General features: G+C 52.9%; 10 protein-coding genes. 6 read left to right on the plus strand and 4 right to left on the minus strand.

The features are described from left to right. The first annotated feature begins 29 nt into the window (after window positions 1-29). The 3 genes from gltB (at window position 30) to J9253_RS06160 (ending at window position 6,771) form a co-directional block, all read left to right on the plus strand. Entirely contained in the window at window positions 30-4,625 is a 4,596-nt protein-coding gene (gene gltB / locus J9253_RS06150) for a glutamate synthase large subunit (protein ID WP_210223781.1), read from the plus strand. A 16-nt stretch (window positions 4,626-4,641) separates the two neighbouring features. Then, complete coding sequence (locus J9253_RS06155; protein ID WP_028489066.1) at window positions 4,642-6,132, plus strand: glutamate synthase subunit beta; 1,491 nt, start codon at window positions 4,642-4,644, stop codon at window positions 6,130-6,132. Window positions 6,133-6,210: 78 nt separating this feature from the next. Beyond that, on the plus strand, window positions 6,211-6,771 hold the full coding sequence (locus tag J9253_RS06160) for a YqiA/YcfP family alpha/beta fold hydrolase (RefSeq protein WP_210223782.1): 561 nt from the start codon (window positions 6,211-6,213) through the stop codon (window positions 6,769-6,771). Here J9253_RS06160 and J9253_RS06165 read toward each other — a convergent pair. Next, entirely contained in the window at window positions 6,768-9,080 is a 2,313-nt protein-coding gene (locus J9253_RS06165) for a GumC family protein (RefSeq protein ID WP_210223783.1), read from the minus strand. The two genes, J9253_RS06160 and J9253_RS06165, sit on opposite strands and share 4 nt — an antisense overlap. A gap of 215 nt (window positions 9,081-9,295) precedes the next feature. Between J9253_RS06165 and J9253_RS06170 the strand changes: the two genes are divergently transcribed. From J9253_RS06170 to J9253_RS06180, 3 genes are read left to right on the plus strand one after another with little or no spacing between them, the layout of a single operon-like run. Beyond that, window positions 9,296-10,282: a GNAT family N-acetyltransferase gene (locus tag J9253_RS06170; RefSeq protein WP_210223784.1), complete on the plus strand. Its 987-nt coding sequence runs from the start codon at window positions 9,296-9,298 to the stop codon at window positions 10,280-10,282. A gap of 17 nt (window positions 10,283-10,299) precedes the next feature. Next, entirely contained in the window at window positions 10,300-11,448 is a 1,149-nt protein-coding gene (locus J9253_RS06175; protein ID WP_210223785.1) for a glycosyltransferase family 4 protein, read from the plus strand. After that, on the plus strand, window positions 11,445-12,284 hold the full coding sequence (locus tag J9253_RS06180) for a polysaccharide deacetylase family protein (protein ID WP_210223786.1): 840 nt from the start codon (window positions 11,445-11,447) through the stop codon (window positions 12,282-12,284). The genes J9253_RS06175 and J9253_RS06180 overlap by 4 nt, the downstream gene beginning before the upstream one ends. Here the strand turns inward: J9253_RS06180 and J9253_RS06185 are convergent. Genes J9253_RS06185 through J9253_RS06195 form a run of 3 tightly spaced genes read right to left on the minus strand, consistent with a single transcriptional unit; the run spans window position 12,259 to window position 15,744 of the window. After that, window positions 12,259-12,951: a metal-dependent hydrolase gene (locus tag J9253_RS06185; RefSeq protein WP_210223787.1), complete on the minus strand. Its 693-nt coding sequence runs from the start codon at window positions 12,949-12,951 to the stop codon at window positions 12,259-12,261. The genes J9253_RS06180 and J9253_RS06185 overlap by 26 nt on opposite strands. A 47-nt stretch (window positions 12,952-12,998) precedes the next feature. Next, window positions 12,999-14,429 carry a threonine synthase gene (thrC, locus tag J9253_RS06190; protein WP_210223788.1) on the minus strand — a complete coding sequence of 477 codons (1,431 nt, stop codon included), beginning with the start codon at window positions 14,427-14,429 and terminating at the stop codon, window positions 12,999-13,001. 4 nt (window positions 14,430-14,433) lie between these two features. Continuing rightward, window positions 14,434-15,744, minus strand: coding sequence for a homoserine dehydrogenase (locus J9253_RS06195; RefSeq protein ID WP_028489059.1), 1,311 nt, complete (start codon window positions 15,742-15,744; stop codon window positions 14,434-14,436). Window positions 15,745-15,746 lie beyond the last annotated feature (2 nt).

Consider the following 15,746-nt stretch of genomic DNA (forward strand, 5'->3'; position numbering starts at 1 on the left):
TACTCACCCTTTTATCGCCTGAGACTACGATGAGATACACTGAATTACCCCCATCGCAAGGGCTTTACGACCCTGGCTTTGAACACGATGCATGTGGCATGGGCTTTGTGGCTCACCTGAAAGGTGTCAAGTCACATGAAATCGTCCAACAGGCGTTAAAAGTCTTGACCCACATGGAGCACCGAGGCGCTTGTGGCTGCGAAGAGAATACCGGCGATGGCGCGGGCATCTTGCTCCAGCTCCCGCATACCTTTCTTGCAGCCGAGTGCAAATCACTCAACATCAAATTACCGGAACCCGGTCATTATGCCGTAGGCATGGTCTTCTTGCCACAAGATGCCGACGCACGCGCTGATGTTGCCTCCCTGTTCGCCCGCATTGTAGAAGAGGAAGGCCAAACCCTGTTGGGCTGGCGTGACGTGCCCACCAACCCGACACCGATTGGCAAAACGGCGTTGAAAGGTATGCCCTTCATCCGCATGGTGTTTATCGCCAAGTCGGATGATGTCGCAGCAGGCATTGATTTCGAGCGCAAGCTGTACGTGATCCGCAAGCGCACCCAAAACCTGGTGGGCAGCCCGGATGTCACCGGTCATATTTATTTCCCCAGCCTGTCTTCGCGCACGCTGGTCTATAAAGGAATGCTCACCACCGAACAAGTTGGGCAGTTCTACCGTGATTTATCCAACCCACACATGGAAACTGCCATTGCGATGGTACACTCGCGGTTTTCCACCAATACCTTCCCAAGCTGGGAGCGGGCGCATCCCAACCGTTACCTGATCCACAATGGTGAAATCAACACCATGCGCGGTAACGTCAACTGGATGAATGCACGTCAGGGCATGATCAAAACCGACGTATTCAACACCAGTCTGGATAACGTTTTCCCGGTCATCAACCCTGACGGCAGTGACTCAGCGATGTTTGATAACACGCTGGAATTCATGTACCTATCAGGCTACTCCCTGCCCCATGCCATGATGATGATGGTTCCCGAACCGTGGTCAAACCATGAAAGCATGAGTCCTGAAAAGAAAGCCTTCTACCAATACCATAGCTGCCTGATGGAGCCGTGGGATGGTCCTGCGGCGATGGGCTTCACCGATGGCACGATTGTCGGTGCAACGCTTGACCGTAACGGCTTACGGCCTTCACGCTATTATGTAACCAACGATGACATGATCATCTTGGCCTCCGAAGTCGGCGTGCTAGATGATCTTGACCAAAGCACCATCGTGTCCAAGCAACGCCTGCAACCAGGGCGCATGTTGCTGGTGGATACCGCCCAAGGACGCATCATCGCTGATGAAGAAATCAAGCTGGAAATGGCAGCCGCTAAGCCATATCAAGATTGGCTGGCCAGCAACCTGATTGAACTCAACGATCTACCGGAAGCGCCACACAGAGCCTTGCCAGAACACGAAACGCTGGTACAACGCCAGAAAATGTTCGGCTACACCTATGAAGACGTGCGTAAAGTGCTCGTGCCAATGGCACTGACCGGCATTGATCCGCTGGGTGCAATGGGTATCGACTCACCGATTGCAGTGCTATCGAATCAGGCACAACCGTTGTTCAACTATTTCAAGCAGTTGTTCGCGCAAGTCACCAACCCGCCGATTGACTCAATCCGTGAAGAAATCGTCACCTCGTCTTACACCACCTTGGGTTCTGAGGGCGATGTTACCGCACCGACAGCGGCCAGTTGCCAACAAATCCAACTGCAAACCCCGATTCTGGGCAATGCTGAACTGGACAAGCTGACCCATATTCAGCGCGAAGGCTTCAAGTGCATCACCCTGCCGATTACATTCCGTGCTGCCGATGGCGAAGCGGGACTGAATGCGGCAATGGAACACTTGTTTGCAATGGCCGATCATGAAATCGACAATGGAGCAAACCTGATCGTGCTGTCCGACCGGCTGGCGGATTCTGACAATGCACCGATTCCGTCATTATTGGCAGTCGCAGGCTTGCACCATCACCTGATCCGTGATGGCAAACGTACTCGTGTCAGCTTGATCCTCGAATCCGGCGAACCGCGTGAAGTACATCACTTTGCGGTCTTGTTGGGTTACGGTGCACAAGCCATCAACCCGTATCTGGCGTTTGAATCGCTGGATGACTTAGGGCGTGAAGGCTTGTTGCCTAACCTCAAGTACGATTACGCGGTACAGAAATACATCAAGGCTGTTACCAAAGGCGTGGTCAAGGTTATGTCGAAAATCGGCATTTCCACCATTCAATCTTACCGTGGTGCACAAATCTTTGAAGCGCTCGGCATTAATAGCACTGTCATTGATAAGTATTTCACCGCGACAGCTTCCCGTATCGGCGGCATAGATCTCGGTGTCATTGCTAAGGAAACACTTATCCGTCACCAAATGGCGTATGACCACCACGATGCTGAACAACGCTCATTAAAAGCGGGCAACGTGTTCCAATGGCGCAATGAAGAAGAAGAGCACCAGTACAACCCATCCACCATTTACACCTTGCAAAAGGCCGTGCGGATGGGTGACTACAAGCTGTATAAAGAGTACAGCAAGCTGATGCACGAAGATGCTGAGGTTAAGTTCAACCTGCGTAACCTGCTCGACTTCAACTACGCTGACCAAGCCATTCCGTTAAGTGAAGTCGAACCCGCCAACGCTATCGTCAAACGTTTCAAGTCTGGCGCAATGTCCTTCGGCTCGATCAGTCAAGAAGCACACGAGGCATTGGCCATCGCCATGAACCGCTTAGGCGGACGCTCCAACTCTGGCGAAGGTGGCGAAGATCCGGCACGCTTCACTCCGGATGCTAACGGCGATTCCCGCAACAGTGCTATCAAGCAAGTCGCTTCCGGGCGTTTCGGCGTGACCAGTTATTACCTGAACAATGCGCAAGAAATCCAGATCAAACTGGCACAAGGCGCAAAACCGGGTGAAGGCGGTCAGTTACCGGGCAAGAAAGTTTACCCGTGGGTAGCACGAGTGCGTGGCACAACACCGGGCGTTGGCCTGATTTCACCACCGCCTCACCATGACATTTACTCAATCGAAGACTTGTCACAGCTCATCCATGACCTGAAAAACGCCAACAAACGTGCGCGGATCAACGTCAAACTGGTTTCCGAAGTCGGCGTCGGCACGATTGCTGCCGGGGTTGCCAAAGGCAAGGCTGATGTCATCCTGATTTCAGGTTATGACGGCGGCACCGGCGCTTCCCCGAAAACCAGCGTACAACACGCCGGTTTACCGTGGGAACTGGGTCTGGCAGAAACACACCAAACCTTGTTGCTCAACAACCTGCGTAGCCGCGTGCGTCTGGAAACCGATGGCAAGCTGATGACTGGCCGTGACGTAGCCATTGCTGCCTTGCTGGGTGCGGAAGAATACGGTTTCGCAACACTGCCACTGGTCGCGCTGGGTTGTGTCATGATGCGCGTTTGCCATCTGGACACCTGCCCGGTAGGCATTGCCACCCAGAACCCGGAACTGCGCAAGAAATACGCTGGCGACCCACAATACGTGGTCAACCTGCTGATGTTCATTGCCGAAGAGTTGCGTGAATACATGGCGAAACTCGGCTTCCGTACCATTGATGAAATGGTGGGTCGTGTCGACAAATTGCGTCAGGATCCGGCACAAGGCCACTGGAAAGCCAGCATGGTCGACATGAGCAAAATCCTGTTCACACCTAAATTGGAAGAGTGCGACGGCGTATTCTGCACCCGCGAACAGGATCACGGCATTGCTAACTCACTGGATGAGCAACATATCCTCAAGGCTTGCCAGCCTGCCATCGACAACGGTACACCTGTTACCGCTGAATTTGCGATCAAGAACATTGACCGCGTAGCAGGCACGATTACTGGCTCGGAAGTTACCCGCAAATACGGCGCAGCAGGCTTGCCGGAAGACACCATCCGCCTGAAATTCAACGGTTCGGCGGGTCAAAGTTTCGGTGGATTTGTCCCTAAAGGCATGACACTGGAGCTGGAAGGTGATTCCAACGACTACATCGGCAAAGGTTTGTCGGGTGGTAAGATCATCGTTTACCCACGTAAAGATGCGCAATTCGCCGCTGAGGATAATATCCTGATCGGTAACGTCGCGTTCTTCGGGGCGAGTGACGGTGAAGCCTACATCCGTGGTGTCGCAGGCGAACGTTTCTGTGTGCGTAACTCCGGTGTGCGCGTCGTTGTCGAAGGCACCGGCGACCACGGCTGCGAATACATGACCGGCGGACGCGTGGTCGTGCTCGGCAAGGTTGGGCGTAACTTCGGCGCGGGCATGTCCGGCGGCGTGGCTTACGTTTACGACCCGACGGGCATCCTCGCGATCAGCGGCAACACCGAAATGGTGGCCTACAGCCCGTTGAGCGATGCGGCAGAAATGGCGGAAGTCAAAGCCATGATCGAAAAGCATTTGCTGCATACCGGCAGTACTCGCGCCAGCATGATTCTGGCCGATTGGGACAAGCTGGCGGGCAGTTTCGTGCGCGTCATGCCCAATGACTACCAACGGATGCTGGAAGCGATCCGTTCCTTCGAGGAACAGGGGCTTTCCGGTGAAGAAGCGCTGATGGCAGCCTTTACAGCAAACAATAGTGATGCGTCGCGCGTCAGCGGCAACTAAGGAGAACGAGTAAGTCATGGGAAAACCTACAGGATTCCTCGAATACCAACGCGAGTTGCCAGCCGACCGCGCCCCGATGGAACGCATCAAGGACTGGCGTGAATTTCACCTGCATTTCGAGCGCGAAGTCGAAAGCCGTGAACAAGGCGCACGTTGCATGGAATGCGGCATCCCCTTCTGCCAAACCGGGAAAATCTTACCCGGTGGCGCAAGTGGTTGCCCGGTACACAACCTGATCCCCGAATGGAACGACATGATCTTCCGGGGTTTGTGGAAGGAAGCCTACGAACGCCTGCGCATGACCAACAACTTCCCGGAATTCACCGGGCGGGTGTGTCCAGCGCCGTGCGAAGGCTCTTGCACCCTCGGCATCAGCGAACCACCTGTCACCATCAAGCTGAACGAAGTCAGCATTATTGACAAGGCGTTTGAAGAAGGTTGGGTTAAACCAGAGCCACCCACTGAGCGCACCGGCAAAAAAGTTGCCGTGGTCGGTTCCGGCCCTGCGGGCATGGCGTGTGCCGACCAGTTGAATAAGGCAGGCCACGAAGTCACTGTATACGAACGTGCTGACCGCATTGGTGGCTTGCTGATGTACGGCATCCCCAATATGAAGCTGGACAAGCAAGAAGTGGTGCAACGCCGCGTTGACCTGATGGCAGCCGAAGGCGTGAACTTCGTGACCGGCGTGGAAGTGGGCAAAGACATTGCCGCTGACACCTTGCGCAACGATTTTGATGCTGTGGTGTTGTGCGCAGGCGCAACCCAGCCACGTGACCTGCCGGTTGAAGGGCGTAACCTCAAGGGCGTGCATTACGCGATGGAGTTCCTCACTGCCAATACCAAGAGCCTGCTGGATTCCAATCTGGAAAATGGCAACTACATTTCGGCTAAAGGCTTGGACGTTATCGTGATTGGTGGTGGCGATACTGGCACTGACTGCGTGGGCACTTCCGTGCGCCACGGCTGCAAGTCCGTCAATCAACTGGAAATCATGCCGCGTGCGCCGGATGCGCGGGCGGCGGATAACCCTTGGCCAGAATGGCCACGTGTCCACAAAATCGACTACGGTCAGGAAGAAGCAGCGGCGGTGTTCGGGCGTGACCCACGTGATTACCTCATTTCCACCAAGAAACTGGTGGGTGATGAGAATGGTCATGTGACAGCCATCCATACCGTTGGAGTACGCTGGGAACAGGGTTCAGGCGGGCGCATGAACCTGGTCGAAGTTGAAGGCACGGAAGAAGTGTTACCTGCCCAACTGGTGTTGCTGGCCATGGGCTTTACTGGGCCTGAAAAAACCCTGATTGATGCGCTGACGCTGGCAACTGACCCGCGTGGTAACGTGCAAGCCGACTATGGCAAGTACACCACCAACCTGCCGGGCGTTTTTGCCGCCGGGGATATGCGTCGTGGTCAAAGCCTGATCGTTTGGGCGATTAACGAAGGCCGCGAAGCCGCCCGTGAATGTGACCGCTTTTTGATGGGCAAGACTTACTTGCCGTAATACGCCTCAAACTCCCCCCGTTCCCTGAGCGAAATCGAAGGGAACGGGAGAGAGCACTTAATTCTACAAAGCCATATTATGTTTCTGTATATCCACGGCTTCAATTCCTCTTCACAAGCTGGCAAAGCGCAAGAACTCAAGCGCTGGCTGGAAGCACGCCATCGTGGACACGAATGGATTGCCCCCGACCTGCCTGATCGTCCGGCACAAGCCATTGCCCTGCTCTCGGAACTGATCGAACGTGCGGAAACCCCGCCCAAATTGATTGGTAGTTCCCTCGGTGGTTTCTATGCGACCCATCTGGTTGCCCAATACAAACTGAAAGCAGCACTGATCAACCCCGCCGTGCATCCGGGGCTGTTGTTACGGCCTGTGGTCGGGACTGTGCAGAAAAACTGGCATGAGGAAAGCCAGACTTATACCTTCACCCAGGATCATCTGGATGAATTAATCGCGCTGGATCAACTTTCCCCCCAGCACCCGCAAAACATGCTGCTCATGCTGGAAAATGGTGACAAGACATTGGACTGGCGGGACGCTACCGGCTATTACCGTGATGCCCACCAACTGGTATTTCAGGGGGGCAACCACGGTTTTACCCGTTTCAGAGATGTAATCGACCTGATCGACCGTTTTTAAAGGGCGGGCGACAGGTTCAAGCCCTTGCGCTTACCCTTTGCCTTAGCTGCACTACTAGCTGCGGGCTTACTGGGAATGCGGGTCTGATAGCGGTCATGGTAACGATAGTCGATGGTTTCTTCTTGTGACTTGACCATCAGGAAGCCCACTACATTTTGTCTTACCCGACGCAGTTGCTCGATCGCCGTCACTAAACGTTTGCGGTTGATACGGTCTTCATCTGCAACAATCACGGTGGCTTCCGCCATCGACGACAGATAAATCGCATCCGCAAACCCCGCTGTCGGCGGTCCGTCAATGATAATGCTGTCAAAGTGTTTGGTAGCAAGGTTCAACAATTGCGCCATCGCCGGGCTAGACACCATGCGCACCGGATCGGATGCAATCAGGCTTCCCGCCGTAATCAGGTACAAGCCTTTAACCTCGCGGGAAGGGTGGGTAACGCTGGCGATGTCCACCTCGCCATTGAGGAAGTTGCTCAAGCCGCGTGCATTGGGCAAACCCAGCTTGGTATGCACTGATGGGCGGCGTAAGTCAGCATCTACCAGCAACACTTTTAAGCCCTGCTGTGCCTGACTGAGCGCAATATTGACCGCTGAAGTCGATTTACCTTCTGCCGGATTGACGCTGGTAATCAGGGTCACACGCGGTGCACACCCGCCGGGCAACACAAAGCGCAAGTTAGCCGTCATCACCCGGTAGGATTCCGCCAGTAGCGAACCCGCATCACGCACTGTTGCCAGTGCCAGATTACTCTCGGACAAATGGCGTACATGCGGAATCGTCCCCAGCACCGGCAAACCACTCAGCGCCTGCAACTCCGTCACCGAACTAATGCTTTGGCTCAGGGTTTCACGCAACAAGGCCGCCCCAACGCCCAGCATCAAGCCCACCAAACCACCGAGAATCAGGTTAAGTGCCTTTTTTGGGCGGAAAATATTGTCGTCAGGGGCAGCCGCATCCACTACACGAATATTGCTGCTGGTGACATTGGAGGCGACACTCACCTCTTTCATGCGCTGTAACAAGCCATCGTAAAGGTTGCGGCTGGTTTCCACTTCACGCTTGAGGGCATTGTACTCAATGCTGCTATCACGCAACGCGACCAGCTCACCCTTGTAAGCATCGACCTGCACACGTAAATCGTCTTCCAGCTTTTTCGCTGACAAAAAGTCGGCACGTCTGGCGGAGCTATCATCGGCTTGCAGGGATTGTCTAATACGTCCGGTTTCGCTATTCAACTGACGCCGCAATTCTTCAATGCGCTCCCGTAAACTCACCATATCGGGGAATGCGGGCTTGAACTGCTTGAGCTTGTCCTGATACTCGGCTTCCAGCGTGCTCAGGTTTTGCTTGATACCTTCCAGCATCGGATTGTTGATCACCTCACGGGCGTTGCTACGCTTACGCCCCTGAATCATCTGGCTTTCTGCTTGAATACGAGCGCGTTCGGCTTCCCCCAAGGCTGAATACAGCTCATCCAGTTTGCGTTCCTGACTGGACTGGCTGTTATTGACTTCCAGAATACCGTTTTGCTTGGCGTACTCAATCTGCTTGGCCTCCTGCAAAGTCAGGCGTTGCCGGGCTTTTTCCATCTCCTGTTCCAGAAAAGCTTTTGCATAAGTGTCTGTTTCACTTTGGGAACTGATATTGTCCTTGATAAAGGCATTAATCAGGGCATTCACAATGTCGGCTGACAACACCGGATCAGGGCTTTCAAAAAAGACTTTGACCAAATGGGTTTTTTCAATTGGCTCAACGTACAGTTTCTGCGAAAAATCAGTGGCATAATCAGCACTTTTCAATAATCCAGTCCCTTGTTGCGCCGGAAACAAGGATGAAAATAGTCCCTTGAGAATCACCTTGAACGACGTTAGCAAGCTGAACGGCTCGGGGCGCTCAAACAAACGGCTTTTCAAATCCAGATCGGCAATAACCTGTGTCGCCAGCTTGCGGCTTTTTAACTGCTCGTATTGGGTGCGAAAGAAAGGGTCCTGCTCCCCCATATCAGGCGCAGCACTGTTCAGCGTGCCGAAATTGACGACTTGCACACCTTCCTTTTCAATCTGGATGGTTGCTCCTGCACGGTAGCTCGGCGGTGTTGTCCAAGTGATATAAGCTGTTAACAATAGAATGGAGAGTGCCGTTAACAGCAACGTCCATTTTTGCCGCATCAGGCGTTTCCACACATCTTCAAGTGTCAGTGTGTGGTTAGCGACTCCGCTAGCAGGCACCGCAAGATACGGCACTGGTTCGCTGACGGGAGAATGCTGATAGGTAACACTGCTTTTATTATTAACTGTTAACATAATTCTCTAATGGAGATAATTGTTAGTATGTCGTCTATTCTCCAACAGCCGCTGCCATACCGCAAAGTTTAGCCTGCATTCGCGGGCATTTTCTAGATAAGCGGGCACCGTTACCGCCCACCCTGTCAAGCACCCCCGTTAATCTGCCCATACTGGCGCGTCTTTTCCCAACGTCATACAAATAGCGCATCATAAAAACAAGACCCCCGTGAAACATGAGCATAACCATTACAACGGAGCACCCGGTCACGCCAACACCTGCTGTAGGCGATATATTCTCCAGCCCAGCCTTCCGGGCAATTTTAGCGCGTGAATTCCGGCTAGAATCCGTGCAGGTGTTCATGGAGGCTATCACTATCCCGGCGTTTCGCCGCAACCCATTGTTTGGCAAACAAACGCTGATTTTAGGGGCTGGTTTTGACAAAACCGGCCTGATTACCGCGCTTGCCGACAACGATTATGCTGTAACCATTGAACAACTGGCGCGTGAATTGGCAACAACCCGCGTGAAGTCATTGGAAATACGCACTGCACAGCATATTCCCTGCCTGACCGACCAATCCGACAAAGTTGAACTGAATGTCGATATCCAACCCTCTGTAGACGCTATCTGGAACAAACTATCAACTAACACTCGAAAAAATATCCGCCGCCCTTTGAAACAGGGATTTACCTCCACAATTGGCTTGAATACCACGCTGCTGGACGAGTTTTACCAGCTTTACCGCATGAGCCTGCATGATATTGGTAGCCTACTCCATCCTAAACAGTTCTTTACTGACCTAATGATGCAATGCCCAGCCCACATGGAGATCTTTGTTGGGTATATGGATGGCATTCCCGTGGTATCGTCGGTGAGCTTTGTTAGTCAGGATGAAGTCTACGGTGCATGGTCGGGCATCCATACCGATTATAAAAAGCATAATGTTTTCCTCGCCATGCTCTGGCAAATGATCGAGTATTGTGGTGCCAGTGGGCGTAAAACCTACAATCTAGGGCGCTCTTCAGAAGGCAGCAATCCACACCAATTCAAACTAAAACTCGCCAACCGCAGCCACAAAATTTACTACTACCAAATGAATATTGCTGCATTACCCCGCAGCCGCTCAAGCGTGCAGGACGCCGCCTCTTGGTTAATACGCAACACCCCCGAAGTGGTGATGAATGGCCTTTCTCGCGCCCTAATCCACAAATTTTACTGAATAATGAAAACAGCCCCATGAAAGATAATCGCTTAAAAATTCTGGAAGTTTGCACCGTCAGTAGCTCAGCCTACGCACTGGTATTCCACCGTGCACACGCGCTCAACCAGCGCCATGCTGGGAAAATGCGGGTGGATGTATTATGCAGCGCAGGCTTAGAAGTCACCCTCATGCAAGAACAAGGCATGAACGTGGTAGTCGAAACCATGCACCGCAGCCTGAACCCCTTACAACTGGCACGCTCTGCTTGGAATTTGCGCCGCGCCATTAAACACGGTGGCTATGATGCTGTACACCTGCACTTTGGCATACCTGGCTTGGTTGGACGCTTCTTGGCATTTTTCGACTCAAAAACCGTATGGATTTACCAAAGTCACGGCTACAGTATTGCCGAAAATACCGGTTCATTGGCACGCAAAGCCTATATCCTGATCGAAAAAGTGCTGAAGAAAACCGTGCGCTATTCGCTGTTCCAGTTGCGTGAAGACATGGAACTGGTGCGAGAACACCAATTACTGAATGAATCGCAAATGGTGTTTCTGGGCAACGGGATCAATCTGAACAGATTCGTACCCGACTTTACACCTCGTCAAACACCCACCACGTTTGGCATGGTCGCCCGCTTTGAACCTATCAAAAACCATGTTTTGCTGCTGGATGCCGTTGAATTACTGACGAAAAAAACCCGCGACTTCAAGGTGAAACTGATTGGGCAGGGCTATTTGCAAGCCGAGGTCATCGCAGCCATCCAACAAAAAGGGCTGGCTGATGTGGTAGAAATCGTCGAATACAGCAACGACATGCCCGCGTTTTACCAAAGCATTGATGTCGGGTTACTCACCTCATTTGCCGAAGGCATCCCCCGTGCCCTGATCGAACCGATGGCATCCGGCAAACCCGTCATTTGTACCGATGTCAAAGGCAGCCGCGAAGCCATTATTGACCAAAAAACCGGCTTCAAAACACCGCTTGATTCCCCGCAAGCACTCGCTGAACACATGCTCTGGTTCATCAATAACCCGGAACTGCGCCAGCAAATGGGCAAAGCCGCCCACGAACATGCCAAGCAGCAGTTTTCAGAGGAACGCATCCTCGACATTCTGGGTGATCTATATCTATCTTGTACCCGCAGCACCCCTATTGACATTGGAGAGGCCACCGCATGATTTTCACGGCTGATATTGAAGACTGGCAACAATCGGTTTACGACTTCGACAGAGATGTTTCCAGTCGTGTCGTCCGCAACACCAGCCGTCTGCTGGATATTCTGGACAGCCATAACATCACCGGCACATTCTTTGTGCAAGGTATGGTTGCCGAAAAATTCCCGCGCCTGATCAAAGCCATTGCCAGCGCTGGGCATGAACTGGCCTGCCATTCCCATAGCCATCGCATGATTTACAACCTGACCGAAGCGCAATTCCGCGCCGAAATGCAACGTTCAGTCGGCTTGCTGGAAGACATCAGCGGGGAAAAAGTCATCGGCTTCCGCGCCCCGACGTTTTCGGTACGGGATGATATTCTTGACTGGTACTGTGACGCGCTGCGGGAACGGGGGATTATTTACGACTCGTCCATCATGCTCGCGACCGTGCGCAGTTGCTACGGGTTTACCGATGACAGTATTTTGCAACGCATCGCCGAACGTGGGCTGGATTGTTACCCAATGAGTGTCAGTCGGGTATTGGGCAAAAACCTGCCGGTCATGGGTGGCGGCTATTTCCGCATTTATCCTTACTGGCTCTCACGCTGGCTGGCACGCGATCTAAATCACACGACCAGCATCTTTTACATGCACCCTTACGAGCTGGATACCCACGAATACCGGGAAGTTTCGCAACAAGTCACCATCCCACTCAAAATGGCGGTTCACCAGTTTGCCCGCCGGGGCAGTATCCAACCCAAGCTGGACAAACTATTACAAGACTACCCCTTTCACTCCTTCCGGGAACACTACTATCCCGACAAGGTGGAAACTATGGCAGGAAACGTGAGCCAATAATCCGGTAGGTATCAGCGCTCAACAATGTATCCCAAAAAGCACGTGATTCAGGTGTAACTGCCCACGCAAGAATCGTGGCGATGACCAATAGGGTAGATTTTTCACGTTTTTTCCAGTCGAGAATTTTGAAGGCTGTTCCAAAAGAGCGCTTGATTCTAGCATTCATGAAATCAACGCTATACAGCTCATCCAGTAGCAAATGCAGTATAAACCCCAAAAACACAAACAACCCAAACAGCCAAGCCATAAAGGGTATTTTCTCCATCACATGGTAAGCAAACGCGGTGGTTAACAACATAAACAACACGGCTGCCACTAATGAATGGATAGAACCACGGTGATGGGTATATTGATGAAAGACCGTCCAGATTGGGAAACGAATCATGCCAAACGTGATCAAACCAACGCCCCATAACTCCACAATCGACAAGTCATTTTTCTTGGAAAATACCAGCATAAAGGCTGCGACAATGCCGAATAATGAAAACATGATACGGCTAGGGTAAGCATGTTGCAGGTCAATATCCGGTAAAATACCCCCCATCGTGCCAAGCAACGCCAACATCAACGCCTCTTGCGGGTCAGCTAAGCCAACCTGCAAGCAGAGAACAGACAGCAAACCAGCCCCAGCGGCTGCTACCGTAATATGAGTACTAAAATTTGCCATTGTATTTGTTATGTAGGGGCGTATTGAATACGCCCTTTTTTGTTATTTCACGCGGTTTTTTCGACCAGGAAGCGTTTGATAGCCTCCGCATCGGCATCCATCACCACAAAACGCTGTGGCAGGCTTTCCAGATCTTGCATACTTGCAGGCCGCACCGGGTCACGCCCCAAGGCTTCGCGGATAGAATCCTCGAATTTAGCAGGTAAAGCCGTTTCCAGTACCAACATCGGCACATCGGCCTCACGCTGTTCCAGCGCCACCTTCAGACCATCGGCGGTATGCGTGTCGATCATCACCCCATAGGTTTCCCATGTATGACGGATAGTCTCCATGCGATGGGCATGAGAGCTTGCCCCTGACTGGAAACCAAACTCAGGTACTTTGGCCAATAAGCCTTCCGCATTCAAATCAAATGCTCCGCCCTTGTCGACTTCCGTCCACAGGCCACGCACTTTGTCACCATCACGCCCGACCAGATCAAACACGAAACGCTCAAAGTTGGAGGCTTTGGAAATATCCATCGACGGGCTGCTAGTGTGGTAAGTATTCGCCGAACCACGCGGGCGATAAACCCCGGTACGGAAAAACTCATCCAGCACATCGTTTTCATTGGTGGCAACCAGCAAATGCTTGATCGGCAAGCCCATCATCCGCGCAATATGCCCGGCACACACATTACCGAAATTGCCGGAAGGCACTGCAAAACTCACTTGCTGACTATTGTCGGCAGTCGCCGCAAAGTAGCCTTTGAAGTAGTACACAATTTGTGCCGCTACTCGCCCCCAGTTGATCGAATTGACCGCCCCAATTTTATTGGCTGCCTTAAACGCATGATCATTGGAAACCGCTTTCACGATGTCCTGACAATCATCAAACACACCCTTGACGGCGATATTGAAAATATTCGCGTCTTGCAGGCTGAACATTTGCGCAGTCTGGAAACGGCTCATCTTGCCGTGTGGTGACAACATGAACACATTCACGTTGTGCTTGCCACGCATCGCGTATTCAGCGGAAGAGCCGGTATCACCTGAGGTTGCCCCCAGAATATTGATATCCTGCCCCGCCTTGTCCAGCACGTACTCGAACAAATTACCAAGCAACTGCATGGCCATGTCCTTGAAGGCAATGGTCGGGCCATTCGACAAGCACAGCAAATGCAGATTGGGTTCCAGCGTATGCAGCGGGGTAATGTCTTCCGCGTTTTCACCTTCGCGCACATTGCAGTAAACGTCTGCCGTGTAGGTTTTGTCGATAATGGCTTTCAGGTCATCTGCCGGAATGTCGGTCGCAAAGCGCGACAACACTTCAAACGCCAGTTCGCGGTAATTCATGCCGCGCATCCGGCTTAAATCATCGGCACTGAAATGCGGGTACGTTTCCGGCAAATACAGCCCGCCATCCGGCGCAAGGCCGCCCAGCAGGATTTCACTGAAAGATTGCGCAGGCGATTGCCCGCGAGTTGACAGGTATTTCATAGTCTCAGCCCAAAGTCTCTACACGGATACGGGTAACGCTGCTACAGATAGCCTCCAGCGCTTCAATCGCCGCAATCGCTTCGTTCATATTGCCTTCGCGTACCCGCTGGGTCAGCATGATGATGTCCACCTTGTCCACGCCGCTGCTCGGTTCTTTCTGGATGAAGGCTTCGATACTGATGTGGCGATCACCCAGAATTCGGGTCACATCCGCCAACACACCGGGGCGATCCAGCGCACACATACGCAGGTAGAACGCCGTTTCCACTTCTTCAATCGGTAGGATAACCGTATCGGCAAGCTGACCAGACTGGAAGGCCAAATGCGGCACACGGTTTTCCGGGTCAGCCGTCAACGCACGGGTCACGTCGACCAGATCGGCAATCACGGCGGAAGCGGTGGGTTCAGCGCCTGCGCCTGCGCCGTAATACAGCGTTGGGCCGACTGCATCGCCTTGCACCAATACCGCATTCATTACCCCGTCCACATTCGCAATCAGACGGCGGTGTGGAATCAGGGTCGGGTGTACGCGCTGTTCGATGCCTTTAGGTGTGCGTCGTGCAATCCCCAAATGCTTGATGCGATAACCCAGCTCAGTGGCATAGGTCACGTCTTCAGCAGTGATTTTGGTGATGCCTTCGGTATAGGTTTGCTTGAATTGCAGCGGAATACCAAACGCGATGGAAGACAAAATGGTCAGCTTATGACCAGCATCAATGCCTTCCACGTCGAAGGTCGGGTCAGCTTCGGCATAGCCCAACGCTTGTGCTTCAGCCAATACATCGGCAAACGCACGGCCTTTGTCGCGCATTTCAGTCAGGATGAAGTTACCCGTGCCGTTGATGATGCCCGCCAGCCATTCAATACGATTAGCAGCCAAGCCTTCACGCACGGCCTTGATCACCGGAATACCACCCGCAACGGCGGCTTCAAACGCCACTACAACGCCCTGCTCTTGTGCAGCCGCGAAAATCTCGTTGCCGTGCAGCGCAATCAGTGCCTTATTAGCCGTGACGACGTGTTTGCCGTTACGGATAGCCTGCAACACCAAGTCGCGTGCTACGGTATAGCCGCCGATGAGTTCAACCACGATCTGAATATCCGGGTCGTTAACCACCTCGAAGGCGTCTTGCGTCAGGCGCACACTGCCCAAACCCAGCTCTTCAGCACGGCTGAGGTCAAGGTTGGCGGCATAATCAATCACAATGCCGCGACCAGCACGGCGGGCGATTTCTTCCGCGTTACGCTTCAACACAATGGCAGTACCGCCACCGACAGTCCCCAGCCCCAGCAGGCCAACCTTGACGGGATCCATGC

The sequence above is a fragment of the Thiothrix litoralis genome (genome assembly GCF_017901135.1).
In the GTDB taxonomy this organism is placed as follows: Bacteria; Pseudomonadota; Gammaproteobacteria; order Thiotrichales; family Thiotrichaceae; genus Thiothrix; species Thiothrix litoralis.

What these genes read in the sequence shown, in the direction of transcription:
- gltB (WP_210223781.1), top strand. Translation starts at nt 30, where the DNA reads ATGAGATACACTGAATTACCCCCATCGCAAGGGCTTTACGACCCTGGC.
- J9253_RS06155 (WP_028489066.1), top strand. Translation starts at nt 4,642, where the DNA reads ATGGGAAAACCTACAGGATTCCTCGAATACCAACGCGAGTTGCCAGCC.
- J9253_RS06160 (WP_210223782.1), top strand. Translation starts at nt 6,211, where the DNA reads ATGTTTCTGTATATCCACGGCTTCAATTCCTCTTCACAAGCTGGCAAA.
- J9253_RS06165 (WP_210223783.1), bottom strand. Translation starts at nt 9,080, where the DNA reads ATGTTAACAGTTAATAATAAAAGCAGTGTTACCTATCAGCATTCTCCC.
- J9253_RS06170 (WP_210223784.1), top strand. Translation starts at nt 9,296, where the DNA reads ATGAGCATAACCATTACAACGGAGCACCCGGTCACGCCAACACCTGCT.
- J9253_RS06175 (WP_210223785.1), top strand. Translation starts at nt 10,300, where the DNA reads ATGAAAGATAATCGCTTAAAAATTCTGGAAGTTTGCACCGTCAGTAGC.
- J9253_RS06180 (WP_210223786.1), top strand. Translation starts at nt 11,445, where the DNA reads ATGATTTTCACGGCTGATATTGAAGACTGGCAACAATCGGTTTACGAC.
- J9253_RS06185 (WP_210223787.1), bottom strand. Translation starts at nt 12,951, where the DNA reads ATGGCAAATTTTAGTACTCATATTACGGTAGCAGCCGCTGGGGCTGGT.
- thrC (WP_210223788.1), bottom strand. Translation starts at nt 14,429, where the DNA reads ATGAAATACCTGTCAACTCGCGGGCAATCGCCTGCGCAATCTTTCAGT.
- J9253_RS06195 (WP_028489059.1), bottom strand. Translation starts at nt 15,744, where the DNA reads ATGGATCCCGTCAAGGTTGGCCTGCTGGGGCTGGGGACTGTCGGTGGC.